This window comes from Acinetobacter sp. CIP 64.7 (assembly GCF_000369745.1).
Lineage (GTDB): Bacteria > Pseudomonadota > Gammaproteobacteria > Pseudomonadales > Moraxellaceae > Acinetobacter > Acinetobacter fasciculus.
In genome coordinates this window covers 425,542-450,535 of the sequence record NZ_KB850179.1, presented here as the reverse complement: position 1 = coordinate 450,535, position 24,994 = coordinate 425,542, and the positions used below count along the sequence as shown (strand labels likewise).

At 42.6% G+C, this 24,994-nt stretch carries 20 protein-coding genes and 2 pseudogenes; 4 read left to right on the top strand and 18 right to left on the bottom strand.

Annotation, left to right across the window (positions count from 1 at the left end):
• Window positions 1-26: 26 nt before the first annotated feature.
• The 11 genes and pseudogenes from F890_RS08440 to F890_RS08385 all read right to left on the bottom strand — a co-directional run bounded on the left by F890_RS08440 (window position 27) and on the right by F890_RS08385 (window position 14,007).
• Window positions 27-1,346: a sensor histidine kinase gene (locus F890_RS08440; protein ID WP_005266455.1), complete on the bottom strand. Its 1,320-nt coding sequence runs from the start codon at window positions 1,344-1,346 to the stop codon at window positions 27-29.
• A gap of 58 nt (window positions 1,347-1,404) precedes the next feature.
• A pseudogene (locus F890_RS08435) lies at window positions 1,405-1,761 on the bottom strand (response regulator transcription factor); the annotation flags it as partial.
• Between the two features lies 1 nt (window position 1,762).
• Window positions 1,763-3,448, bottom strand: a complete 1,686-nt coding sequence (locus F890_RS08430; protein WP_005266448.1) for a phosphoethanolamine transferase — start codon at window positions 3,446-3,448, stop codon at window positions 1,763-1,765.
• Window positions 3,449-3,553: 105 nt separating this feature from the next.
• Window positions 3,554-4,625 (bottom strand): annotated as a pseudogene (locus F890_RS08420) (DUF4010 domain-containing protein); the annotation flags it as partial.
• Between the two features lie 188 nt (window positions 4,626-4,813).
• Window positions 4,814-6,187 carry an amidohydrolase family protein gene (locus F890_RS08415; RefSeq protein ID WP_005262984.1) on the bottom strand — a complete coding sequence of 458 codons (1,374 nt, stop codon included), beginning with the start codon at window positions 6,185-6,187 and terminating at the stop codon, window positions 4,814-4,816.
• A gap of 43 nt (window positions 6,188-6,230) precedes the next feature.
• The gene (locus F890_RS08410) at window positions 6,231-7,151 is read right to left on the bottom strand and encodes an ABC transporter permease (protein ID WP_004280246.1); all 921 of its coding nucleotides are present in this window, start codon (window positions 7,149-7,151) and stop codon (window positions 6,231-6,233) included.
• A 33-nt stretch (window positions 7,152-7,184) separates the two neighbouring features.
• Window positions 7,185-8,282 carry an ABC transporter permease gene (locus F890_RS08405; RefSeq protein WP_004280247.1) on the bottom strand — a complete coding sequence of 366 codons (1,098 nt, stop codon included), beginning with the start codon at window positions 8,280-8,282 and terminating at the stop codon, window positions 7,185-7,187.
• Window positions 8,283-8,323: 41 nt separating this feature from the next.
• Window positions 8,324-9,925, bottom strand: a complete 1,602-nt coding sequence (locus F890_RS08400; protein WP_004729773.1) for an ABC transporter ATP-binding protein — start codon at window positions 9,923-9,925, stop codon at window positions 8,324-8,326.
• Between the two features lie 119 nt (window positions 9,926-10,044).
• Complete coding sequence (locus F890_RS08395) at window positions 10,045-11,145, bottom strand: BMP family ABC transporter substrate-binding protein (protein WP_005100402.1); 1,101 nt, start codon at window positions 11,143-11,145, stop codon at window positions 10,045-10,047.
• Window positions 11,146-11,468: 323 nt separating this feature from the next.
• Window positions 11,469-12,437, bottom strand: coding sequence for an IS30 family transposase (locus tag F890_RS08390; RefSeq protein WP_081398964.1), 969 nt, complete (start codon window positions 12,435-12,437; stop codon window positions 11,469-11,471).
• Window positions 12,438-12,951: 514 nt separating this feature from the next.
• Window positions 12,952-14,007, bottom strand: coding sequence for an aromatic ring-hydroxylating oxygenase subunit alpha (locus F890_RS08385; protein ID WP_004280250.1), 1,056 nt, complete (start codon window positions 14,005-14,007; stop codon window positions 12,952-12,954).
• 278 nt (window positions 14,008-14,285) lie between these two features.
• On the opposite strand from F890_RS08385, the gene F890_RS08380 reads away from it, so the two are divergent.
• Window positions 14,286-15,209, top strand: a complete 924-nt coding sequence (locus F890_RS08380; protein WP_004280251.1) for a LysR family transcriptional regulator — start codon at window positions 14,286-14,288, stop codon at window positions 15,207-15,209.
• A gap of 70 nt (window positions 15,210-15,279) precedes the next feature.
• On the opposite strand, the gene F890_RS08375 is transcribed toward F890_RS08380, so the two are convergent.
• Together F890_RS08375 and hpxO are read right to left on the bottom strand one after the other, a co-directional pair.
• Window positions 15,280-16,212 (bottom strand): IS5-like element IS17 family transposase, encoded by a 933-nt coding sequence (locus F890_RS08375; protein WP_080631276.1) that lies wholly within the window; start codon window positions 16,210-16,212, stop codon window positions 15,280-15,282.
• A gap of 121 nt (window positions 16,213-16,333) precedes the next feature.
• A complete protein-coding gene (gene hpxO / locus F890_RS08370) occupies window positions 16,334-17,491 on the bottom strand; it encodes an FAD-dependent urate hydroxylase HpxO (protein ID WP_004280252.1) in 1,158 nt (385 codons plus the stop codon).
• A gap of 210 nt (window positions 17,492-17,701) precedes the next feature.
• Between hpxO and alc the strand changes: the two genes are divergently transcribed.
• Window positions 17,702-18,706 (top strand): allantoicase, encoded by a 1,005-nt coding sequence (gene alc / locus F890_RS08365; protein WP_004280253.1) that lies wholly within the window; start codon window positions 17,702-17,704, stop codon window positions 18,704-18,706.
• Between the two features lie 12 nt (window positions 18,707-18,718).
• Entirely contained in the window at window positions 18,719-19,216 is a 498-nt protein-coding gene (locus F890_RS08360) for an ureidoglycolate lyase (protein WP_004646920.1), read from the top strand.
• A 57-nt stretch (window positions 19,217-19,273) separates the two neighbouring features.
• Here F890_RS08360 and F890_RS08355 read toward each other — a convergent pair whose 3' ends face one another.
• The 5 genes from F890_RS08355 to puuE form a co-directional block, all read right to left on the bottom strand.
• Entirely contained in the window at window positions 19,274-19,987 is a 714-nt protein-coding gene (locus F890_RS08355) for an outer membrane protein OmpK (RefSeq protein WP_004280255.1), read from the bottom strand.
• A 126-nt stretch (window positions 19,988-20,113) separates the two neighbouring features.
• Window positions 20,114-21,472: a nucleobase:cation symporter-2 family protein gene (locus tag F890_RS08350; protein WP_005100398.1), complete on the bottom strand. Its 1,359-nt coding sequence runs from the start codon at window positions 21,470-21,472 to the stop codon at window positions 20,114-20,116.
• A 30-nt stretch (window positions 21,473-21,502) separates the two neighbouring features.
• Window positions 21,503-21,823 carry a hydroxyisourate hydrolase gene (gene uraH / locus F890_RS08345; protein WP_004280258.1) on the bottom strand — a complete coding sequence of 107 codons (321 nt, stop codon included), beginning with the start codon at window positions 21,821-21,823 and terminating at the stop codon, window positions 21,503-21,505.
• Window positions 21,820-22,323, bottom strand: coding sequence for a 2-oxo-4-hydroxy-4-carboxy-5-ureidoimidazoline decarboxylase (uraD, locus tag F890_RS08340; RefSeq protein ID WP_004280259.1), 504 nt, complete (start codon window positions 22,321-22,323; stop codon window positions 21,820-21,822). The genes uraH and uraD overlap by 4 nt, the downstream gene beginning before the upstream one ends.
• Before the next feature lie 143 nt (window positions 22,324-22,466).
• Window positions 22,467-23,429 (bottom strand): allantoinase PuuE, encoded by a 963-nt coding sequence (gene puuE / locus F890_RS08335; protein WP_004280260.1) that lies wholly within the window; start codon window positions 23,427-23,429, stop codon window positions 22,467-22,469.
• Between the two features lie 308 nt (window positions 23,430-23,737).
• On the opposite strand from puuE, the gene F890_RS08330 reads away from it, so the two are divergent.
• Window positions 23,738-24,787, top strand: coding sequence for a Rieske 2Fe-2S domain-containing protein (locus F890_RS08330; RefSeq protein WP_017397911.1), 1,050 nt, complete (start codon window positions 23,738-23,740; stop codon window positions 24,785-24,787).
• The last annotated feature ends 207 nt before the right edge of the window (window positions 24,788-24,994 follow it).

The following is a 24,994-nucleotide window of genomic DNA, read 5'->3' as shown; positions in this document are numbered from 1 at the left end:
TCCAAAAAAACCAGAAGCTTATTCGCTTAGGCTTCGATTAAAGGAAGCTTGACCTGTACACAAAGGCCACTCAGATTGGTACTTCGCGAAAATTCTAGTGTTCCACCCAAGCGCTCGGTGGCTTTATCTACAATGGATAAACCCAAACCGCTGCCAATTTCTGCATGGTTATGTATCCGGTAGAAGCGTTGCCGGATCTGATTGAATTGAGCAGGATCTATCCCTGCCCCACTGTCTTCAATTTGTAAAACCGCCTGCCGTCCTTGCTGGAAAATAGATACATTGATCACGCCATCCTTCGGACTGTATTTAATTGCATTATCAATTAAATTATAAATAATCGAGTGCAAAGCTGAAACCTGGCCCTGAATCTGCAGTTCCTGTTGCTGTTCTACGCCCAAATCAATGTCTTTCTGTAGCGCCAATTGAATTAGTTCTTCGATACAGGTGACTGTCATTTGATTCAGTGATAGCAATTGAACAGGTTCGCTTAAACCTTCGGTCACATCCTGTTTTGCCAGACTCAATAACTGGTTGACCAGATGCTGCATGCGCAAAATGCCTTGACTCAAATTATGGATAGACTCGCTTTGAGGGAACTGCTGTAGCAAAATTTGCAGCTGTAAGTTTAGTGCTGTCAGTGGCGTGCGTAATTCATGGGCAGAATCTGCTACAAATTGACGTTGTTCCTGTTGGGCCAGAGAAATGCGGCCAAACAAATAATTCATTTCCTGAATGGTCGGTTCCAGCTCCAAGGGATAATCTTTCATTGCAATTGGCTTTAAGTCTTGTGCCTTGCGGCTGGCCAATTCAGTTTTAAAATCATTAAGGGGCTGAAAATTTTTCCGGATCATCCAGCCTAAACCGAATAATGCAAAAGGTAAAAAAAGCACATAAGGAAGAAACATATTGGCTGCCAGCTCCAGCGCCAGTTCCTGCCGGACATTTTGCTGCTGGCTCACCTGAATCTGTAATTGCTTAGCAGGAATAATATAAGTTAACCAGGTTCCATACGGCGTTTGATGCTTGTAGAAACCTGCTTTCCTGACCGGCGCCACCAGAACATCCTGCAGATGCAAGGAAGTGGCTGTATCTGTATAGGACCAGATATCTACAAATAAATCTTCTTCACTGTACTGTTTTGCCAGATCGATTTGACTTTGTAAGGGTTGCGGATGATTTTCTGAAATACGTTCTGCCAGACTTTGCATCTGTTTATCCAGTACCTCGTTAATTTCTTCGAGCGCAATCCGGTATGCAGCAAAGATCAGCACACAGCCCAGCACCACGCTAAACAGTGAAATATAAATAACCAGACGTTTTTGAAAGGAATAACGTTTCTGCATGGCGCTCATCCTAAACGATATCCTAGCCCACGTATGGTACGGATGAAGTCTTTTCCTAACGGCGTATTAAGGCATGAATACGGGCCAGCAACTCGTCAAATTCATAAGGCTTGATTAAATAGTCATCTGCTCCCTGATTCAGCCCATCTACCCGGTTTTGTAACTGATCCCGGGCGGAGATAATCAGCACCGGTAAATTCGGAAACTTCTGCCGGATATTTTTTAGCACCAGCATGCCATCCATCATCGGCAAGCCTAAATCGAGCAGGACAATATCGTAGACCTGCTGCTGTAACTGTTTTAAACCCTCAATCCCATTATTGACCCAATGCACATCAAACTGATGCAGCTTGAGCAATGTTTCAGTCGACTCGGCAATCATAAAGTCGTCTTCAATAATTAGTATTTTATGCATTTCAAGCTCTGTTCTTTAATAATGGTGAGCATTGTGCAAGCATATCATTTTTAGCTTCAGTCACTTGCGTTTTTATATCCAGCAAGCTTAATAAGCTGGGGAAAAGATGATCCTGACTACGGGCTTGGTTGGTCTGTCCTTTGAGACAGCTGATCTGCTGGATATTCTGCTGCTTCCAGGCATCGGAGAACCACATCAGCATCGGGACATGGGTTTGCTGAGTGGGCGCCATGCTATAAGGAGCACCATGCAGGTATAAACCATGCTCTCCGGTGGATTCTCCATGATCAGACAGGTACCAGAAACCGGTCTGATATTGAGTCTGCTGCTTTAAAGTTTCAATGATTTGAGCAAGGACATGGTCTGTATATACAATCGAATTATCATAGCTATTTTTTAATTCTTCTGTACTACAGCCCTGAATGGCATTGCTATTACAGGTCGGCTGAAATGGCTGATACGGCGCTTTGGAACGCTTGAAATATGCCGGCCCATGACTGCCCATCTGATGCAGTACAATTAACTGCGGTTTCGGGTTATTTTTATCCAGATGCGCCAGATAATCTTTCAGGCTATCTACCAGAATTTCATCAAAACATTCACCACCGGCATCACACCACTTCTGTTTCAGTTGTGCCGGAATCTGATACTTTTGTACCCGGTCACAGGCACCTTTACAGCCTGAGTTATTATCAATCCAGGTCACCTGATATCCGGCGCGCTGGGCAATATCCAGCAAACCTTCTCGGTGGCTGGCGAGCTGTTCATCATAGGTTTCACGTGACATGCCCGAAAACATACACGGGACTGAAACGGCAGTTGCTGTGCCACAGGAACTGACTTGACTAAAATTAATCACCGCTAACTTGCTCAGTTCAGGATTGGTATTGCGCGCATAGCCATTTAAAGCAAAACTCTCGGCACGTGCAGTTTCTCCAACAACTAGCACCATTAATTTAGGATGCTCCTGCATTTGGGCCTGCTGTAACAGATGAGCATCTTCGCCAAAAGCCACCAAAGGTAAATTCGCTTTAGGTGCTTTCTTTTTATAATAGGATAAGGTGGACGCGATGCTATTTTGTGGAGAAAGCATTCCCTTCAGATCACGGTGCTCTCTGAAGATGGCTGCATAGTCGACATAGAAGCAGAACAATAAACCTAGAATCAGTCCGAGTGAGACTACACTGCTCAGGCTTTTATGCACCAGCTGATGCCCAGTCGATGTAGGCTGAATTTGAAGCATCCAGACGATGCCGAGTGGAAATATTACAAAGACCAGTGTCCAGATGATCAGTCGCATTGACCAAAGATCACGGACTTCACGGGCATCAGTTTGCAGCATATTCTGGATCTGGTCAGGCGTAATAACGACCCCCAGACTATTGACAAAATAAGCACTAAAACCACCCAGAATGATCAGGACACTGGCCAGTATTTTGGCGTTCCATTTCCAGTTCAGCCACTGTAATACCAAGTTGTAAAAGGCAATGATGATCAATGCCGTGGCGGCCAGTAACAGACCTGCTTTCAGATTGGCATAAGGCGTAAATTCATGAATTTTCTGATAGAAAGCAAAGTTTAAGATCAGTCCTAGCCAAATAGCGAGCAACATATTGAAGCCTGAAAGACTAATCGACTTTTTAGGTCGCTGACTAAAAAAAGACGAATGGGAAAACAGCTTCAGCATGATCCGTGGCTCAAAGACTTTAAGATGCTTTAGCCTAGAATCTGAAACTTAAAAATGGCTTAAAATGACTGGATCATTTTATAATATATGCAAACCAGCTCCCTTTTATTTCAAACTCAGAAGAATAAAGATAAGTCCTAACATATGTAGAATTTGGCTAGGCGCAAAATACAGAAAAAACTTCCATCCCCCAGTCACAAAAGAATTGATACTTTTAGACACCGCATGTGCCGCAAGTCCAATCATGACAGCATAAATTAAAGTCAGGTTATGAGGATTTCCCTGTATCACTACACCTGCTACAGCAGCATGCACTTCAAATAAAGAGGCTAAAAAAGTACCTAAGATTAAGCCGCTATCTCCCAGTAAAAGATTCGCGCCGTAAATCCCAGCCTGGATTAAGGTCAAACTGACCGCAATAATCACCGCTTCTTTGATACTGAACATTCGGCTATCAATTTCTTGTATTTCATTGATGGTCGTACTGTTGTCCGCTTGGGGAGTTCGATAAATCAAGAATCCGGCTGCAATACATAAAATTCCGATCCCCCACCAAACTCGGAATCAGCAGGAACTTGAACCACTCTACGCTCACTCCCAGAACAATCAGCAAGAGCTGTAATAAGGTGGCAATACAGGAGATCAATCCGGCGCCTGCATTTAATTTTGCACTGGCCCGCCCGGATCGGACTTGCATGCCCAAACTGGCAATCGTGGCCGTACTGGAGACAAATCCCGAGGCTAAGGCAGATAAAATGAGAGCCTTATCATTGGATAGGATTCGTTTTGCCACATGTGCCATGGACTGCACAATCAAGATTAAAATGAGTAGTTTAAGGATGATATAGGGATTCAGTACGGCGCCCCACAAGGGCTTATTGGGCATGACCGGCAACGCAATCAATATCAAAGCCAATAAAAGTAAGCCATCTCTTAACTCATAGCTTTGGATCGTTTTTCCGGCAAATTGATGCAATGTCTGTTTGCCCATCAGGATAATCGTGAGTAGAACCGCCATCCCTGCAGCCAGTGGGATATTCCACACACAAATAGCGCCAATGATATAAGTCATCAAAAAAGCCAGTTCAGTGGTAGATCCAATATCTTGTTTTTGTTGAAACAGGCTATACACACAGAACAGGCTGACCGCTACAGCTCCTATCACCCCAATATAGAGATGCAAAGGGGTAAATTCAAAGAATGGTTTTATAGCTTATTAGATGCAATTTAGAAGTGAATGAAACTCATCTAAAGATTAGAAAATATCAGTCTATTCACTCTGTTTAATTTCATTTAAATCATTCGTTAGAAAGGCGTCTGAGGTCACCCCACTATCAATGAATAACCTCAACCCCCACGTAAATCTTAAAATTCTTCCCGCTGTAATTCATTCACCGTTTGCCCCTGCTTTGCAAACCACTGATCACGACGTTCAAACAAGCGTGGCGCCGCCTGATTCACTTGATCAATTAGAGCGTGTAAATCGGCATTGATCAAACGGCCATTTTTAACCACAGTCTGTCCCGCCACCATCGTCATCACGACATCTTGGCCTTGAACTGCATGGACTAAATTGGTATGCAAATTAAATAATTTTCTATGATCAATCAACGGCATCATCCGCGGTGTATCCAGTTTCACCGCAATCAGGTCGGCCTGTTTGCCGACTTCCAATGAACCAATTTCATCTTGCATACCCAAGGCTTTAGCTCCTGTAATCGTAGCCATTTGACAGACTGACCAGGCATCCAGGGCGGCCGCATCCAGCGAAGAAAATTTGGCCAGCAATGATGCCGTTTTCATTTCTTCAAATAGATCCAGGTTATTGTTTTCTTTTTCTCCGTCAGTACCCAAACCCACCGCAACGCCTTGACGTAGCATTTCAACGACAGGCGCTGCACCGGAAGCCAACTTCATGTTGGAAATAGGATTGTGCGCAACCCCTACCGCATGTCGCCTTAAAATCTGAATTTCATTTGCATCTGTCCAGACGCAATGTGCCAACAAAGTTTTAGGCAGATCTAGCAAGCCCAGTTTTTGCAGACTCTCAATTGGGCGAATACCTGAACGGCGCAGGTTTTCCTGTACATCAAATTGGCTTTCATTGCTATGAGTATGAAAACCGGTTTGATAATCCTGACAAAGTTTCTCAATACGGCTTAATGCTGAAGCTTCAGCATAAAACAGGTGCTCTAAACCTACCCAAACCTGAATACGTCCATTCGCCTGCTGATGCCAACGGTTGATTAAAGCCTCATTACTTTTTAAGGTTTCAAAATAATTGTGATCCGGATGCTCTGCGACATAGGGTACGAGAACGGCACGAATTCCCAATGCTTGCGCAGCTTCAGCACTTCCGTCCATATAACGCCACATATCAACGATGGTGGTCGTTCCCGACAATAGTGCCTCGGCATAACATAAATAGGAGGCGATTTTCGCATCCTCTGGTGTCAACACCCGGTGCATCGGGTCAATATACTGCTGTAACCAATCCCAAACCGGTAATCCTTCAGCCGTACCATGCAATAAACCGGAATGACAATGGGTATTGATCAAGCCCGGCATCAGGATCTTTTGTGGGTAATCTTCAATGAGCACCTCTGGATAGCATTGAGTTAACTGTGCCAATGTACCCACTGCTTTTATTTGGTCGCCCTCAATCAGTATCGCGCCATTTTTAATACATTCATTCTGCGCATTCATGGTAAGGACATAGGAAGCTGTTAAAATTTTCATGATTTATACTCAAATCTATTCTATTTATGATGAATGGCTGCGGTTATGGCACGAAGGTTTTGCCTAAAGAAGATGGCAAATTCATTTTGAGTACTTTTTTATTCCGTGAAATCATGACCAGTACCACAATGGTGGCTATATAGGGCAATGCGGCAAGCAGCTCGTTCGGAACCTTGATTCCAAGCGCCTGGGCGTGAAATTGCAAAATGGTTACGCCCCCAAACAGGTAAGCGCCGAGCATTAAACGTGTTGGTTTCCACACCGCAAATACTACCAGTGCAATGGCAATCCAGCCGCGGCCTGCGACCATATTTTCAATCCACATCGGGGTATAGACGGTTGATAGAAATGCTCCGCCAACTCCTGCCATCAAACCGCCAAATAGTACTGCGCCATAACGAATCGCCAACACGTGATAACCCATGGCGTGCGCACTTTCCGGTGATTCTCCAACTGCTTTAAGCAATAAGCCCAAACGGGTTTTGGCCAGCACCAGCCAAACGGCAAAAAATGCCAAAATCGACAAATACACCACATAGTTTTGCTGGAACAAAATCGGACCCAATACTGGAATATCCGCTAATAGTGGAATATTAAAATTAGCCAGACCCGGTAAAGCCATACTGACGTAGTTCTGTCCCAAAAATGCAGAGATACCGAGTCCAAAAATGGTTAAAGCCAAACCGCACGCGGATTGATTGGTACTTAAAGACAAGGTAAAAAAGGCAAAAATCAGGGCCATCAGCATGCCTGCCAGACCACCCATCAATAAGGCACTTAATACACTGGCATCATATTGCGCAGCAAAAGCAAAACCTGCAATTGCACCGACCAGCATCATCCCTTCTACTCCAAGATTAATCACACCTGTCCGCTGTGTGACCAATTCCCCCAGACCTGCGAAAATCAGTGGTGTTGCTGCTGCAACAGTACCTGCAAGAATTGCAGTTATTTCTAAAGCCATATCATGCTTCCTTTTGCTGTAGACAACATTGGGTTAAAGGGTAGTTGCTGTGGGCTGAGGGACCGGTGACGCCATTTTTTTGCTAAACCGGTAACGGTTTTCAATTAATGCATCGGAAGCCAGCAGGAAAAACAACAGCAGCCCCTGGAAAATACCGGTAATCGCGACCGGAAGCTGTAGCTGCATTTGTGCCATTTCACCGCCCAGATAAATCAGCGCCATAAAACAGCCTGACAGCACAATACCGATTGGGTTTAAACGCCCTAGATAGGCCACGATAATCGCTGCATAGCCATAACCTGGGGACAGGTTCGGATTCAGCTGACCAATAGGTCCAGCCACTTCACAGATTCCGGCAATACCTGCCATCATTCCGGAAATCACCAGACTCATCCAGATAGCTTTGGAGGAAGAAAAACCTGCGTATTTGGCAGCTAAAGGTGCCTGACCGCTGACTTCCAGTTTATAGGCCGTCAGACTTTTACGCATAAAAACCCAGAACAGAAGGACTGCAAAAAAAGTGACAAAAATAGAGGTATTAATGCGTGTGCCTTCTACAATAAATGGCAGCGTCGCACTCTCACTAAAAACCACCGATTGAGGGAAGTTCATCCCTTCCGGATCACGCCAGGGACCATTGACCAGGTATAGCAACACACATACTGCGACATAATTCATCATCAGGGTGGTCAGGGTTTCTTCAGCATTAAAATGGGTTTTCAGTAAGGCAGGAATTGCACCCCAGAGTGCCCCACCAAGTGCGCCCATAACGATCATTAACGGGAGAATCCACCAGCCGATGTGATCATGAAATAAAATCGCAATACCACCGCCAAAAATCGCGCCCATGGTGAGCTGACCTTCAGCACCGATATTGAATAATTTGGCTCGAAATCCGACCGTCAGCCCCAAGGCAATCAGAATCAGAGGTCCGGCTTTGACTGCCAGTTCACTCCAACCATAAGACGATGTCAGCGGTTCAATAAAGAAGATGTACATGGCTTGCGCGGGATTAATCCCCAACATTAAAAACAGAATACTACCGACAATCAGCATGGCTAGCAGCGCAATGAGCGGTGAAAGCCACTTCATGATTTGAGAGGGATGTTCACGCGGTTCCAGTAAATGCATGTCGCTCTCCTCTCAACCTGTATATTTGTTTTTTTGTTATATTAAGCATGAGCTTGCTGCTCCTCTACTATGATGGCAGTGTCATGGCCTGGAATGCCTGACATCAAGATTCCAACATTTTCAGTATTGGTTTCATGAGTAGGTATCGCTGGAGATAGTTCACCATTGGCCAAGACACAGAGACGATCACTGATTTCAAACAGCTCTTCTAATTCTTCTGAAATCACCAAAATGGCAACACCTTGTCGAGAGAGATCGATCAGGGTTTGCCGGATAAACATGGACGCGCCCACATCAACGCCCCAGGTCGGTTGAGCCACAATCAGGAATTTCGGGTTTTGCAAAATTTCCCGGCCGACAATAAATTTTTGTAGATTTCCACCGGACAAGGAACGTGCTTCTGCCTCTGGGCCACTGGCTTTCACCCCGAATTTTTCAATACAGTGCTCGGCAAAAAGCTTACATTGTGCAAACTTGATTAATCCCCATTGCGTCAGGTTCTGCCGAAATGCGGTCAGCAAGGCATTCTGGGACAGTGTCATGTTCGGGACTGCTCCTCGGCCCAGACGTTCTTCAGGGACAAAGCCCAGGCCCAAATCACGCCGTTGTCCAGAACTGAATCGGGAAATATCGATTTGATCCAGAACCATCCGGCCATGTTTCAGGCTATTTTCACCCGACAATAAAGACAGTAATTCTGCTTGCCCATTGCCAGAAATCCCGGCAATTCCTACAATTTCACCGGCAAAAATATTTAAATTGATATTTTTCAGCGACACACCAAATGGGTCGTCGGACTGGTAATTGAGATTCTCAACCTGGAATAATATCTGTTTTTCACCTGTATATTCAGGGCGTACATAGGTCGGTAAATCACGGCCAATCATTAAGCGTGCTAAATCACTGGTACTGTTGTCTTTGGGATTAACATTTCCGGTGACACGGCCATTGCGTAAGATGGTCGCTTCATCACAGAGTTCTTTGATCTCGTGTAATTTATGACTGATATATAAAATTGAAACGCCTTGGGAGGCCAATAACCGTAAAGTTTTAAACAGTTGCCGTACCGCTTGTGGTGTCAATACTGAAGTCGGTTCATCTAAAATGATTAAAGCGGGATTTTGCAAAAGGCAGCGAATAATTTCGACACGTTGCCGCTCACCTACCGATAAAGAATGTACTTCGCGGCGTGGATCAATGGGTAAACCATATTGTTCTGAAACTTCAATAATTTTTTGGCTCAGGACTTTTAAATGAATCTTTTCATCCAGTCCCAGCAAAATATTTTCCACCACGGTCAAGGTTTCAAATAAAGAGAAATGCTGATAGACCATGCCAATACCCAGTTTTCTCGCCATCGACGGATTGTCAATTTTGACTTCTTTACCGTTCCAGAGCATTTGTCCCTGATTGGCCTGGGTTGCCCCATAAATGATTTTCATCAGGGTACTTTTTCCGGCGCCATTTTCACCCAAGATGGCGTGAATCTGTCCGGGTTGAACGGTTAAATGTATCTGGTCATTCGCTTTCAATGAATTGTAACTTTTACAGATATTGATGAGCTGTAAACGCGGTACACCTGAAGAAGAACGTGCATTCAACTCTTGCGCATGAGCAGATCTATCGTGTTGAGAGGTCATCATCAGTGCCCTATTCCATGCCGTAGCAATTCAGCATCCATCGATGGTTGTCAGGCATGCAAATGGATGCAGAAAAGTACATCAAAGTGTTTAAAGATTTTTAATTGCAAAATGGCAAAGCTTTATTTCGGTAATGAACCCTCTACGCCCTTCACGTAGTAATTCATTTTACTTAGTGCCGCATCATCTAGGCGCTTGCCTTTTGCCAAGACCAATGTACCATCCTGTTTATGAATCGGGCCGGTAAATGGATGCAGTGTGCCTTTTAAAATGCCATCACGTACGCTGAGCGCTTTTGCTTTAGAGGCTGCCGACACGGAAGGACCAAAGCTTTCAATATCGACTGCTTTTTGTTTCACGCCATACCACATTGCACTGGGTTTCCAGGTTTTATTGCTGACTTGCGTCATTACTGGAGTGTAGATTTTTTCCCAATGTAAAACCGATGCGGCAAGATGCGCTTTAGGGCCAAATTTGCTCATGTCAGAGTCCCAGCCAAAAGCAAAGACACCTTTTTGTTCAGCCGCCTGTACCACTGCCGGAGAATCGGTATTTTGCATCAGCACATCTGCACCTTGAGCAATCAATGCCAAGGCTGCATCACGTTCTTTGCCCGGGTTAAACCATGAATTCACCCAAATGACTTTGGTTTTAATTTTTGGATTTACACTTTGTGCACCGAGGGTATAGGCATTGATATTACGGATGACTTCAGGAATCGGAAAAGACGCAACTACACCCAAAACATTATTTTTGGTTTTTTGCCCTGCGACCACACCCAGCATATAAGCGCCTTCATAGGTACGGACATCATACACTCCTAAATTTTTCCCCTGCTTATAACCGGTTGCATGCATAAATACTGTATTTGGAAATTGCTTGGATACTTTTTCCATCGCATTCATATAACCGAACGAGGTTGCAAAAATGACTTTATTGCCTTGTTGTGCCAGGTTACGGATCACACGTTCGGCATCTGCTGTTTCAGGGACATTTTCGATATAAGAGGTTTTATATTTTCCTGCGAGGGTTTTTTCAGCCTTAATCCGGCCCTGATCGTGAGAATAGGTCCAGCCATGGTCGCTGGTTGGGCCAATATAAACAAATGCGGCTTTATCTTGGGCCTGAACATTGGCGACAGCGGCCATGCCCATTACACCACTTGCCATTAATACCCCTACCAATTTTTTCAATCCGGTTTTCAAGCTATTTTTTTCTTTCATTCTATTCTGCTCTTGGTTGTTCTGTGTCATGCAACACATGCTTTAAAATGACTTCACGCAAATGTGCTCAGTCTGTTCAAGATATAATTAGCAATAAGCATTCCAGTTTTTATAAAAATAATAGAAATAGGGTTTTAAAATAAGATATTTTTGTTTTTATGATTTAATTAAAAAGTAATGGTATTAAAGCAATAAATACTAAGCTTGTAGTTGATATAAAATTTAATTTAATAAAATGATTTATTTTTATTATTGCTTATTAGTAGTGCAATAAAATAAAACGCTTTAAATTTGTGCATTCCTTTTTTAATTGGAGGGCGAATTCAAACATGAGGTGCGACAGTTTGAAAAGTCTTATGATAATCAACAAGCTGAGCAAATTTCTCTAATGGTGTAAGCCAATCTAACGCTTTTCTAGGACGAGTATTCAGTGACATGGCAACTTGATTTAAATAATGCTGATCTGCCTGATTTAAATCAATCCCTTTAGGTAAATATTGCCTAATTAAACCATTCATATTTTCGCATGTGCCTTTTTGCCAGGGTGAATGTGGGTCACAGAAATATACATCTATGCCTAAATCTTCTTCAAGTATTTTATGTTCTGCCATCTCGCGTCCACGGTCATAGGTCAACGTTTTACGCAGTTCTGCAGGTAAATATTTCAGAGCTTCAGTTAAAGCCTTGCGCACTGATTCTGCCTTTGCATCAGGTAATGTTGCCAAGATACAGAGCCGTGTATTTCGTTCAATAAGTGTTGCTATCGAACTTTTATTGTCTTTACCTTTAATTAAATCAGCTTCCCAATGACCCGGTATTTTTCTTTCTTGAACTTCGGCTGGGCGCTCATGAATAGTTTTAATATCCTGTAATATAGAATCTTTTTTAGGTTCACCGTTAGCTTTTCGCTTTTTATTTTCATGACGCAGACAGGATAATAAGTCTTTTTTCAACTCACCCTTTGGTAATGCTCGTATCGTTGAATAAATCGTTGTATGGCTTACATTCATTGTTTGATCCAAATCAGGAAATGTCTTTAAACGCTTTGCTATTTGCTGAGGAGACCATAAACAACGGATCGCTTCAACAATAAATTTCCAGAGGATTGAATCGATTTTGAGTTTTCTGTGACCACGTCTACGTCTAGCGAAGGTGTTATCAGAAGCATATTGAGCTTGATAAACGTCATTGATGCTATTTCTTTTAAGCTCACGATAGATCGTACTAGGATGTCTTTTAATGAGTTCAGCAAATTTTCTGGCTGAAAAGCCTTCTTTTCTTGACTCAAGCATTAATGCAGTACGATCTTCAAAGTTAAGATGATGGTATGACAATTTTATATACTCCATAAACCCTTTAAATTAATTAGGTGGTTTATGTCGCACTTCAAGTTTTACTCTGCCGAGCTTCATATTTTTCATGAGCAAAGATAAATGTAGATGATAGAATCAGGTATTGAGACTCATTGAGGGAATGGGATTTTTTTAGATATAAATCATTAATATTTAAATATATTAATAGTTTTTTTATAGTTAGGTTTAGCTTGTAATACGCCGAAAGGATGATGTTCTACAGGTATTTTTATTTTCTCTCATCATTGAAAGATGTTGGAATCAGCTAATCGGGGTTTGCCTGGATTGATTTATTTTAATTTCCAAATTTTGATAATATTAATCAATTTTAATTAAAGAGTAAGCGGGTATGAATAATATTTTGATCATTTAAAAAATATAAATAAAAACCACTATATTAAAATATAGGGTTTCTATTTAAAGTTTAATCCATATTTTTAAATTTTAAAATATATTAGACAACATAACGTTTACTTAATCCCCACTCGGCTAAGATTCGACGATAGGTCGTTGAAGAGCGATCTGCTTCAAAATGCGCTTCCATGGAAATATCGAGCGGTAATTCTTCAGGTTTCTGGCTTTCTACCATGTCCTGATCTTCGGCAAAAATTTGTGCATTGAAGTCATATACTGCCTGTAAATCTCCTGTGGTATCGAAGTTGCGTGTCAGTGGCACAAATAAACGGGTTTTATTATGTGAAACCGGACAACAGGCATTGAGAATTTTTAATTGTCCCTGCTTGGGGAAATGTACAGTCAGTACTGCAGAAAACGGTGGATAAACATCAAATACACGTTTCCACAAAAAACCTTCCGGTGCCAAATCTTGCATACCATGTGGATAGTTGCTGACACTGCTGACATATTCGGTATGCAGGCCGTAATCTGTACGTTCTGTCGTGTATTTGGGTACAACCTGATTTTCAGGATCTGCGAAAGAACCCTGATGAACCCAAGCAAAATGTGCAACATCAATAAAGCCTTCCAGTTGACGGCCACTTGAACCGGCAATATCCACAAACGGCGGTAAAATTGCCTGATGATCTGGCATCTCCCAGGTATCTAAAACAGGGAAATTGGCTTTTGCTTCGTCACGGCCAAAAATACTGGTCCAGATCAAGCCATATTTTTCCACCACTGGAAATTTAGTCAGAGAAAAACGCTCAGAAATGTTGGTCAGCTCGGGTTGTGCAGGAATTTTGATACATTTACCCTGGCCATTGTAGTGTAGACCATGATAAGGACAGACCAGGTTTTCACCCGAAACCCAGCCTTTGGTTAAGGGTACACCCCGGTGTGGACAGAGATCACGGACCAGATGAATATCGCCACTTTCTGTTTTGTACAATGCCAGTTTGACATCAAGCAGGGTCACTTGTTGCGGTTGGGTAGAAACGTCCTGAATCCGTGCCACCGGATACCAGTGACGAGCCAGAATGTCCCAGTCCTGATCATCAAACTGGCTATAGCAGGGTTTGTTGAATAAATTGATGACTGGAATTGCGTTCATATCAAACCTATATTCTTACTATGGATGGTCTCTTTTTACAGGCCTTGAACAGTGCAGAACTGTGCAATTTTGGCTTTGCTTCTAATTGAAATTACTGAATTTATTGTTATTCTGTCTATTAGAATGATTCGTACTATTCATTCTTAAAATTAGAACACATCAACCATGTACAAATGTACTTGCCGATTAAAGCTACCTTCTTTGGCATAAAACTCGCATAAACACGTTTATCTCAAATATTGATATAAATAAACGGTGGTACTTGCTTGACTAAATTGATGAATACGCCTTTTTCCCGATTTTCAGAATATTTTATCGCGGTGGCGAAAACGGGAAGTTTACGCAAGGCCGCAGATCAATTATTCATTTCCGTGTCTGCAGTACATCGGCAAATTGCTCTCGCTGAAGAAGAACTGGGAATTATGTTATTTGAGCGCTTGCCCAATGGTTTAAAACTGACACTGGCGGGCGAATTACTCTATGCCGATGTTATAAAATGGCAAAAAGAATTCCAGCAAACCCGGATTCGCTTTGATGAAATTCAGGGGCTTACGCGTGGGACCATCGAATTTGGTTTAATTTCTGCCTTAAATGATGGTTTTGTCATGCAGTCCGTGCAATATATGTATGAAAATTATCCCTGGATTAATTTTAATATCCGGGTCGCAGACAGTGAAATCGTAGCCAAAAAAGTGATTGAGGCAGATCTGGATTTTGGCCTGATCCTGAATCCGAAATCCCATCAACATATTGAAGTCCTCCATTTTCTGGAACTACCTTTAGGTTTTGTGATGGGTAAATCACACCCTCTTGCTCAAGCAGAAAAGATTTATTTTTCAGATACCTTGAATGACAACCATTTTATTCCGGCCGAACCCCTGATTATTCATGATTATGTACAGGCATTGTATAAACATCATCAATTTATACCTGCACGTAAAACGGAATCGAATGATATACGCCTGATGAATACTCTCATTAAGGCGAATTCCGGGATTGGAATTTTTAGTTATCTCGATGTTTTACCGTATGTCGAGCGAGATGAAGTGGTCTTTAAACCTATCTCTGAAAAAGGGCTGCATCCGCTGACCATTGCCTTGTGTGTGGCGCCTAAACGCCAAATTTCACGCGTTTCCCAGTTGATGATTAAACATATGATTGAACAAATGGAAACCTTAAAAAGCAAGGTGCAGCAACTGTAGTATTTTCATACTTAAATAGGCTTTGTTGCACAAAGATTTGAAATGCAAAGCGCCCCTAATTGAGCCAAATTTAAGGCGTAACTTGGGTAAGTGGTCGACCTAATTCCGTAAATCTGTTGAGGACTGCTACACGTGCATGAATTTCATTCACCTGACTAGGAAAGCTTCTTGCCATTAATTTATCGCCTAATAATTTGATGCAATGCATCTTGGTTTCCACCAAACTGCGGCGATGATAGCCTGACCATTTTTTCCATAATGTCCTGCCTAAACGTTTAACTGTTCGAAGTAATTCATTTCGCTCTAGCGAGCTACTCTTTGTATCTTTCCATGGTTTCGCATTTTTTCTAGGTGGAATCACCGCATGTGCTTGCCGATCTGCAATGACCTGACGGCATTGCTTGGTGTCATAAGCTCCATCGGTATAAACAGAGTCAATCTGCTCATCTTGTGGAATCTGATTAAGTAAATCACCAAGCACCTGTGAATCACTGACATTATTGGTTGTGAGCTGAATAGCGCGTATTTGTAGGGTTTTGGCATCTATACCAATATGTAGTTTACGCCATTGGCGACGATATTCAGCTCCATGTTTCTTGCGTTTCCATTCGCCCTCACCTAGAAACTTCATGCCTGTAGAGTCTACGAGTAGATGCAGCCCATCGCTACTTTTTTGGTAGCTGATTGCAATATCAATATGCTGTTGTCGTCTACAAATTGTAGTGTAGTCTGGCGCTATCCAATTTAATCCGCAAAGTTTAATCAGACTTTGCACAAAGCCAGTAACCATACGTAAAGACAGACGGAATAAGGATTTAATCATTAAGCAGCATTGGATAGCTGCGTCGGAGTAGGTTTGATTTCGCCCTTGTTTGCCTTTTGATGGCGCATACCATTGCGTAGCAGGATCAAACCAAATGGCAATATTTCCGCGACTCATGAGTGCTCGGTTATATGCGGGCCAATTGGTTGTGCGGTAGATTTTGTGTGTAGGCTTCTTCATTTGAAAATTATATCGCTGAAAAAGCCTTTACAGATAGGTTTGTGCAACAAAGCCACTTAAATAACAAAAACTGCGATGGCTAAAATCGCGGTTTCTCGATATGTGATGCTATTAATTAGACTTAATCCAATGGATTACCCACAATATTGCTAATAATGCCTTTCATAATATGTGGGCCTTGTTCTTTCCGTAGGTCTGCATACCAGTCTTTGGTAATTTGCTCATCTTTCATATGCGTGACATCACAACGCTTACGTGCACGTAGCAGCAATTCATTGGCGCGTTCATTGCGTTTATTCTGATAACGTTTCAGGGCATCTTCCAGACCTAGCGTATTAATTTGTAAGGCACGTGCCAGATAGATCGCATCTTCCATTGCCTGGCAACCTCCCTGCCCGATATCCGGTGTGGTGCTATGTGCCGCATCCCCTAAAATTACCACACGGCCCTTATAAAACTGGTTAAAAGGCTCAATATCATGGATTTCGACACGATTGGTTTTCTGCTCATCAATACTGTCAATCAGGCATTGAACCTGGGAGCACCAGCCAGAGAAATATTGCTTTAATAAGATCTTATATTCCGAACGTTGATTCTCCAGACCTGCGGGCAATGGCACATCAAAGAAGAAATAAAAGCGATGCTCTGCCACAGGCATCAGTGAAGCGCGTTTGCCTTCACCGACAAAAGTGGTCCACTGCTGTGCGGGCGCTAAATCTTCAGAGATCTCAACCAGTCCGTTCCAGTTCACATAGCCAGCATAACGGCGTTCAACCTGTTTGCCCAATACATACTGACGCGTCATGGAATGGGTACCATCTGCGCCAATCAATAATGCTGCAGAAACAGTGCTGCCATCCTGAAAACCGATTTCAACGTGTTGCCCCTTATCCTCAATAGACACCATTCTTTTACCGAGCTGAATATCCTGCCGGCCAAACGCATCCATTAACATATTTTGTAATTCAGCACGCGATACCGGATATGGACGTTGACCGACTTCTTCAATTAACGGCGCCAAACTAAACTGCGTCATGACCTCGCCATTCAAACCATCGATATAGGCTAAGTCATTCATCTGGCCACCTAACTTTGCTACCTGTTCAGTTAAGCCCAGATAGTTCAAACACTTCACCCCGTTTGACCACAAGGAAATTGCAGCACCGACAGGTAAAATCTGTTCTGCCTGCTCATAGATGGTGACCCGATGTCCGAACTTTTTTAGTGCAATTCCTGTGGTTAATCCGCCCATGCCTGCCCCAATAATTGCAATCTCCATCTATTCCTCCTGGCTATTTCATCTTCATTGCCAGCTAAAATGCTAAAAACGTGCCATCCTGAAAAAAATGCACTAAAAAAATAGCAAGAGTTGGCACACGCTGTGCTTTTAAATTCCTTCAATGTCCTGTTTTTATAAAGGCAGAAGACCTAAATTTGTATTTATAAAAGTGCATATTCATATGACGTATACCAATGATGGAAATTTAAGATGGCGACCTTATTAGCTCCAATTTTTGATCTGCCTGCTCCAGTACAGCAGTTAACTAACCTTGCAGATGCCCGAATTGGCGCAGAAATTCTTGAATGTTCAGATGAGTTTTTTGCTGAAGCAAAACGCATGTTGCAATTTGAGGCACCGGTCTTTATCGAAGACAAGTTTGATGAGCATGGCAAATGGATGGATGGCTGGGAAACCCGTCGCAAGCGCCACACGGGCTATGATTGGGCCATCATTAAACTTGCTGTTGCAGGTCAAATACAGGCACTGGATATTGATACGACTTTTTTTAGCGGTAATTATCCGGCCTCTGCTGCTGTGCAAGCATGTTATGCGCCAGATGGAAATCTTGATCAGGCAGAATGGATCAGCATTATAGAAAATAATGTCTTGGGCCCCAGCCAGCATCATATTGTTCAGATTTCAGCAAAGCAGATATTTACCCATGTCCGTTTGAATATTTATCCTGACGGTGGGATTGCACGTTTTAAGGTCTATGGTCAGGTAAAAATCAATCTGCAAGATAGTGATCAAATGCTAGATGTTTTGGCACTAGAACATGGTGGCCGTGTCGTTGCCTATAGCGATGCGCATTTTGGACATCCACGCAATCTGATTAATCCGGGACGTGGCATTAACATGGGCGATGGCTGGGAAACCAAACGGCGTCGTGCTCCAGGATTTGACTGGTGCATTTTGGCTTTAGGCGCCAGTGCCCGAATCGAGAAAATTGAAATTGATACCGCCCATTTTAAGGGAAATTTCCCTGCAGAGGTTTCTATTCAAGCCATCTATGTTGAGGATGCAACCGATGAGCAACTCATTCCACAAAGCATGTTCTGGCCTTTTTTGTTAGCAGCCCAACCTATGCAAATGGATCATATTCATCATTACATCAATGAAATTTTACAACACGAAAAAATTTCCCATATTCGTGTCAACATGATTCCGGACGGTGGCATCAGCCGGATTCGTCTCTGGGGAAAATTGGCTTGAGTGATCAATGATATGTCTATGCAAAGTATAAAAATACAGCCTTTAAGCACTGAAAGTTTTCTGCCTTTTGGAGAAGTCATTGCCTGTCAGGGTAATCATTATTTTCATATCAATGAGCAGCAGACTGAGCGTTATCATGCCCTGGCTGAAGTAGAAAGTGACACCAAGGTCGGACTGAGTATTTTTAGAAATATGCAAGCTACGGCAATTCCTTTTCAAATCTCAATGCTGGAAAGGCATCCTCTAGGATCACAGGCTTTTATTCCGATGCACGGCCAGCAATTTTTAATCGTTGTAGCGCCTGAACTTGATTATACACAGCCCGATATTAGTCAGATTCAGGTATTTATCAGTGATGGTTCTCAAGGGATAAATTATCGTGCCGGAACCTGGCATCATCCATTATTGACCCTTGAAGCACCCAGCGAGTTTGTTGTAGTGGATCGTATAGGTAGCGGATCAAATTGTGATGTTCATCCTTTTCCTGAAAACATCCAGATCGTATTTTAAACGCATTAAAAAAAGCCCTTTTATCAGGGCTTTTAACTTATTTCTTCATCACTTTGCCTAGAAGTGATATTTCACTAAAGCACTGACATTATTTTCATCGGCATTTGGGATACCGAATTTGTTGTTCCAGATAGAATGTTCAATCCCCAGATATAAATTGGTGTCTGGAGAAATGTGTTTACCGACATTCCATTTCCATTGGGTGGTCCAGTTCATCTCGCTGTCATGAGTATCTTCTTCTGTAGACCAGTCCAAGAAGCCATCCACCAGAAATTCTTCAGTTCCCAGTTTAATTGGCACGCCATAGGTCAGTGTCAACTGGTAATCATCATCAATATTCTCATTATTCACGCGATAAAGGTTAATGCTGGCATAACGGAAATATGGAATATCCAGATCGAAACCTACGCCGTACAGGAAGTTATCAAAACCCTCTCCACCTTCCCAGGTCGTTGAAACCAGTACATCTTTAACCGGACCAAAGGCAAGCTTCTGACCCGACACTTCACCCAAGCTCAAACGTGGTGAAAATTCAAAATAACTTGATTTAAAGTCATCTGCACCGCGCATACGGTCAATGAAGAAGAAGACATCTGCATATTTTACTTTTGCCGTATATTCAAAGGTCGCAGTCGCCTGTTTCTCATCGACCACCTCATAGTTTTCTCCATAAAGTCCGGTGACACTGAAGTCTTGCCAGATCGGTTTTGCCTGTGCGGATGCCGCACCCAATACAAGTAATGTTGCAGCAGTAAGTTGAGTGAATTTCATAAATAAGGGTCCCCAATGGAATGAAAGAATCACATTCTGAATTAAGCAAAAACAAAGCCAACATTTTTAATTTTTGATAAAAAAACAGCCCATTTTCTGGACTGTTTTCATCCTGGTTTAAATTTTCTAATGTGGAATCTTTGCCACAATTTCTGTAGTCGCTGTGCTTTTATTTTTAAATAGGTTCAGATGATTGAACAACAGGTTGAGTAAAATGGCCATTAAGCAGGTTGAGCTAATCCCCGAATGAAACAAGGTTTGCACCCATTTTGGAAAGTTGGTATAAAAGGAATGATCAATAATGGGAATCATGCCGGCTGCAATAGCCGTCGCAACAATGATAAGATTTTTTTGCTCGTTATAATCAATTTTAGCCAAGGTACGAATCCCGCTTGCAGCGACTGTTCCAAAAAGTACCAGACCTGCACCACCTAATACCGGTACAGGAATGGCAGCAATCAAACGTCCCATAATTGGCAGTAAACCCAACACGACTAAAATCATGCCACCCGCAGCGACCACAAATCGGCTTTTAATTCCGGTAATCGCCACCAAGCCGACATTTTGCGCAAAAGCACTTTGCATAAATGAACCAAAAACCGGTGCCATCGCACTCGATAACATATCGGCACGCAAGCCATTCGAGATACGATCCGCATCCACTTTGGTACCTACAATCTCACCCACTGCAATGATATCTGCTGTGGTTTCGGTCATAATCACGAGAGTCACGATAAGCATGGAAATAATGGCTGTGAGCTCAAAAGTCGGTAGTCCAAAGGCGAAGAAGCTAGGTACCTGGATCCAGCTACCATTCGCAACTTTAGAGAAATCACCAAAACCGAATAAATAAGCCAGTACTGAACCTAAAACAATTGCCAGTAAAATAGACAAGCGACGAATAGCAGCATGTCGGCTCAAATTCAGGCAGACGACTAAAGCTAAAGTCATGAGTGCCAGACCAATATTTTCGACACTTCCCCATTCTGGTGCCTTGGGATTGCCGCCCATCATCCAGCGGACTGCTACAGGTAATAAAGACAAACCAATGATAGTAATGACGCAGCCTGTCACGACTGGTGGAAAGAAACGGATAATTTTGGAGAAATAAGGCGCGAGGAAAAAACCGATCAATGAGGCGACAATGACCGCACCGTAAACTGCTTGCAAACCACCGCCTGTGGTCACAATCGCGACCATCGTCGCAACGCCAGCGAAAGAAACCCCTTGTACCAAAGGTAATTTCGCGCCGATATATTTCACCCCAACGGTTTGCAAAATTGTGGCTAAACCACCCACAAATAGCGCCGCTGCAATCAATAATCCAATTTGATAAGCTTCTAGGCCGGCGGCCGTTCCCACGATTAAAGGTGGTGCAATAATTCCGCCATACATAGTCAGTACGTGTTGCAAACCGTAAGCTGCACTTTTTCCCGCACCTAAATATTCATGTTCAGGTGATATTGTTTTACTTTGTTCTGTCATTTTTCTCACCCTCAAAGTCTAAATATAAAATCAGCTTCCGCGATATGTGGAGTACGCGAATGGGCTGATCAGTAAAGGAATATGAAAATGCTGGAATGCATCTTTCACATAAAAATGAATAACTGCTTTAGGAAAAAAAGTTTCTAAACCCAAACCTTCAAAATAAGCAGATGTAAAAAACTCAAGACTATAGATACCTGTTTTTAAATCGACTATGCCAAAATCACTGACGCGGCCGTCTGTATTGGTTTTTGTCTCAGCAAGCAAGCGACCGTCTTCAGCAAAAAGTCGTACCACCACGTCTGTCGCAGGTTTTCCCAGATGTGTATCTAAAATATGCGTGCTAATCATGCATGAAGCTCCTGAGCCAGTCGTGACAAGGCAATTTCTGCCAGTTGATGATGGACAATACGTTTCTCAATCTCTGGATCATTTAGCAAACGATAGTTCAGGGCTTGAAGGACGTCTTCACTGCTCAATCCAGCAGCTTTGATCAGAAAGATAAACCCATATTTTTTTTCATAGGCAAGATTGCCTTTAAGCAGCGCGAGCTGGGTATCGTCATCTGCTGTAATGCCGGATTGCTCACGATGGGAAAAGTCTTTTTCTATTTCACTTAATTCAGCCTGTGCCTGTTTTTCACCTATACGGGGATGATTATCCAGCGCAGTTTTAATCTCATCCCAACTCCAGGTCGCCGCTTGTTGTTGCGCTGCATTCAAAATATCCTCAAGCGATGCATAAGGACGTTTTGCGGCAAGCTCGGTCGACCAGCTGGGTATTTGCACACAGTGCTTTAAAAAGATCATCGCATCTTCTGTTGATGCTTGATTAAATTCAACAAGTTGCACTATTCAATCGCCTGATTATATTGCTTGGTTATTTAAAACTGGTTTTGCAATAACAGTGCCAAAGCTGATGTGTTTGTTATTTTTATAAAGTACATGACTCAAAAAAGAGCATCTAAAATGATCTTTTCCAATATATTTTATGATTATGGCGCATGATGGTTATACCAGTGCTCGGCAATATCCCCACGGCGGCAAATCCAGACCTTGTCATGATTCTGAATATAATCTAGGAACTTTTGTAGTGCTTTAAAACGTCCCGGCCGTCCTAAAATACGGCAGTGCATGCCAATCGACAGCATTTTTGGCGTAGTTTCACCTTCGGTATAGAGCACATCAAAAGCATCTTTGAGATATTGATAAAACTGTTCCCCGCTATTAAAACCGCCAGGTGAACTGAATTTCATGTCATTGCTATCCAGGCTATAAGGAATAATCAAATGCGAACGTGTTTCCCCTGCCTGATTGGTCAAGGTGCTCCAAAATGGCAAGTCATCCCCATAGTAATCAGCGTCATATTTGATTTGAGGAAAATCAGCCAGAAGTTGACGGGTATTCGGACTGTCCCGACCGGTATACCAGCCGATCGGTGCTTCACCAAACAGGCTTTCCAGAACGCTGACCGCCTGATCCATATATTGGCGTTCCATTTCAATCGGCATGTCCTGATAATGTAGCCAGCGCTGACCATGTGAAACGACATCATAATCGGCTGCTTTAATCGCCTCTACCACATAAGGATTACGTACCAATGCCATGCCGACCCCAAAGATAGTCATCGGCAAACCACGTTTCTGGAACTCCTGATGAATCCGCCAGAAGCCAGCACGTGAACCATATTCGTACATCGAATCCATCGACATATGTTTGTCTGGAAAGCTGGCAGCACCAATAATTTCAGATAAAAACTGTTCTGAACCGGCATCACCATGTTCAATGTGGTTTTCACCACCTTCTTCATAATTCAGCACAAACTGTACCGCGACACGCGCGCCGTTTGGCCATTGCACTTTTGGTGGTTCGCCATGATAACCAATCAGGTCACGCGAATAAGGTGCACTGCGAATGCTCTCGATAAGTTCTTGTCCGCGTAAGTAGCTAGTCGTCACATCAATTCCTTGTCGATTCTAGTAAATGATCAATGGTCTATACGCGTGATAAGCAATTTATGCGCCAAAGTAGAGCATTGAAATTGAGAGCACGCTTTTTAAAAAATATTTTCAGCGAGATTTAAGCTTGGAAATATCCCATCTCAATATTTGCGTGGTTGAATATAAAAAACCTAGAAAGATGCTTATTTGCTTTCAATCGCCGGTCAGTGTTCTGATTTACGCAATCCTATGTCCTATTAATTGAAATTTCATAGAACACCTTGCTGTTTTATAGTCCAGCTAAAGGTCACGACACAGAACCCATTATGAATACAAATATCGCCACGTTTAGTCCCGACTTACCCGTCCATATGACATTCGAGGAACATGACTGGCATCTTTTGGCTCAGTACTGGTATCCGATTGCACTTGCGCGTGATATTACAGATCAGCCAACAAGTAGTATGCTGCTTGATATGCCGCTGGTGATTTATAAAATGAACGATGAACTGGTGGTGGCGAAAGATGCATGTCCGCATCGCGGTGTACCTTTAAGCTTGGGAAAAAATGACGGCCAAGGCGTGGTGTGTCGTTATCACGGTTTACGCTTTGGCAGTGAAGGTAAATGTAACCGTATTCCTGCACATCCTCAGCATAAAATATCGGAGCGCTTCCATCTAAAAACTTATGCTGCGGTAGAAAAATATGGTCTGATCTGGTGTTCGTTAAGCGCTGAAGAGGATGCAGAACCTCATATTCCTCATATGCCTTTTTGGGATGATGCTGAGTATCAGCAACTGGTCTGCCCTCAGATAGACATTCAATGTTTTGCAGGAAGACAGCTCGAAGGTTTTATTGATGTGGCACATTTTGCCTGGGTGCATCCAGATACTTTTGGCGATCCGGAGGATGTAGAAGTTCCTGATTACAGTACGACAGAAACGGAGGTCGGTTTTAATGCAGATTATATCAGCAGTGTGGGACGTTATCCGATCGGAATCGAGCAGCGTGGCCAGGAAGATTTTAAATGGTTACGTCATTTTGAAGTGAGCCTACCCTTTACTGCAACACTTACGATTCATTTTCCAAATCATGCCAAGCAGGTCATCATGAATGCGGCTTCACCCATGACTGCGCGTTCAACACGACTTTTTGCACCTATTTGCCGCAATTATGATAAAGATTTACCGGTTGAAGATGCCTATGCCTTTAATATGAAAATTTTCGAGGAAGATCGTGTGATTGTAGAAAATCAGAAACCTGAATATTTACCTCTGGACTTATCTTTAGAAGCGCATTTTCCGGCAGATCGAAGCTCGAGTATGTACCGAAAATTACTACGTAAACGGGGATTTAGTCCTTTATTTGCTGCTTAAAATTTTATTCAAAAGAAAGATTCATAATAAATAACCAGGGTTAGAGCTCCTCTGATATTTAAAAATTAATTGGGTTATATATTGATTTCTATGAGGATACATCTTGTTATATAGCCTCATAAGCCTTGTATTCTGGTGAAGATAAGGCCTTTTAGAACGATAAAGAACTTTAAGAAGATAAAATTAGTTTTTTATTAAAATAGGTAT

Excerpts from the sequence above, each read along its gene's own strand:
- F890_RS08430 (WP_005266448.1), bottom strand. The coding sequence starts at position 3,448 with ATGCTGAAGCTGTTTTCCCATTCGTCTTTTTTTAGTCAGCGACCTAAA.
- F890_RS08415 (WP_005262984.1), bottom strand. The coding sequence starts at position 6,187 with ATGAAAATTTTAACAGCTTCCTATGTCCTTACCATGAATGCGCAGAAT.
- F890_RS08360 (WP_004646920.1), top strand. The coding sequence starts at position 18,719 with ATGTCTATGCAAAGTATAAAAATACAGCCTTTAAGCACTGAAAGTTTT.
- F890_RS08330 (WP_017397911.1), top strand. The coding sequence starts at position 23,738 with ATGAATACAAATATCGCCACGTTTAGTCCCGACTTACCCGTCCATATG.
- uraH (WP_004280258.1), bottom strand. The coding sequence starts at position 21,823 with ATGATTAGCACGCATATTTTAGATACACATCTGGGAAAACCTGCGACA.
- alc (WP_004280253.1), top strand. The coding sequence starts at position 17,702 with ATGGCGACCTTATTAGCTCCAATTTTTGATCTGCCTGCTCCAGTACAG.
- F890_RS08355 (WP_004280255.1), bottom strand. The coding sequence starts at position 19,987 with ATGAAATTCACTCAACTTACTGCTGCAACATTACTTGTATTGGGTGCG.
- F890_RS08390 (WP_081398964.1), bottom strand. The coding sequence starts at position 12,437 with ATGCTTGAGTCAAGAAAAGAAGGCTTTTCAGCCAGAAAATTTGCTGAA.
- F890_RS08400 (WP_004729773.1), bottom strand. The coding sequence starts at position 9,925 with ATGATGACCTCTCAACACGATAGATCTGCTCATGCGCAAGAGTTGAAT.
- hpxO (WP_004280252.1), bottom strand. The coding sequence starts at position 17,491 with ATGGAGATTGCAATTATTGGGGCAGGCATGGGCGGATTAACCACAGGA.
- F890_RS08350 (WP_005100398.1), bottom strand. The coding sequence starts at position 21,472 with ATGACAGAACAAAGTAAAACAATATCACCTGAACATGAATATTTAGGT.
- F890_RS08395 (WP_005100402.1), bottom strand. The coding sequence starts at position 11,145 with ATGAAAGAAAAAAATAGCTTGAAAACCGGATTGAAAAAATTGGTAGGG.
- F890_RS08405 (WP_004280247.1), bottom strand. The coding sequence starts at position 8,282 with ATGCATTTACTGGAACCGCGTGAACATCCCTCTCAAATCATGAAGTGG.
- F890_RS08410 (WP_004280246.1), bottom strand. The coding sequence starts at position 7,151 with ATGGCTTTAGAAATAACTGCAATTCTTGCAGGTACTGTTGCAGCAGCA.
- F890_RS08440 (WP_005266455.1), bottom strand. The coding sequence starts at position 1,346 with ATGCAGAAACGTTATTCCTTTCAAAAACGTCTGGTTATTTATATTTCA.
- F890_RS08385 (WP_004280250.1), bottom strand. The coding sequence starts at position 14,007 with ATGAACGCAATTCCAGTCATCAATTTATTCAACAAACCCTGCTATAGC.
- F890_RS08375 (WP_080631276.1), bottom strand. The coding sequence starts at position 16,212 with ATGAAGAAGCCTACACACAAAATCTACCGCACAACCAATTGGCCCGCA.
- F890_RS08380 (WP_004280251.1), top strand. The coding sequence starts at position 14,286 with ATGAATACGCCTTTTTCCCGATTTTCAGAATATTTTATCGCGGTGGCG.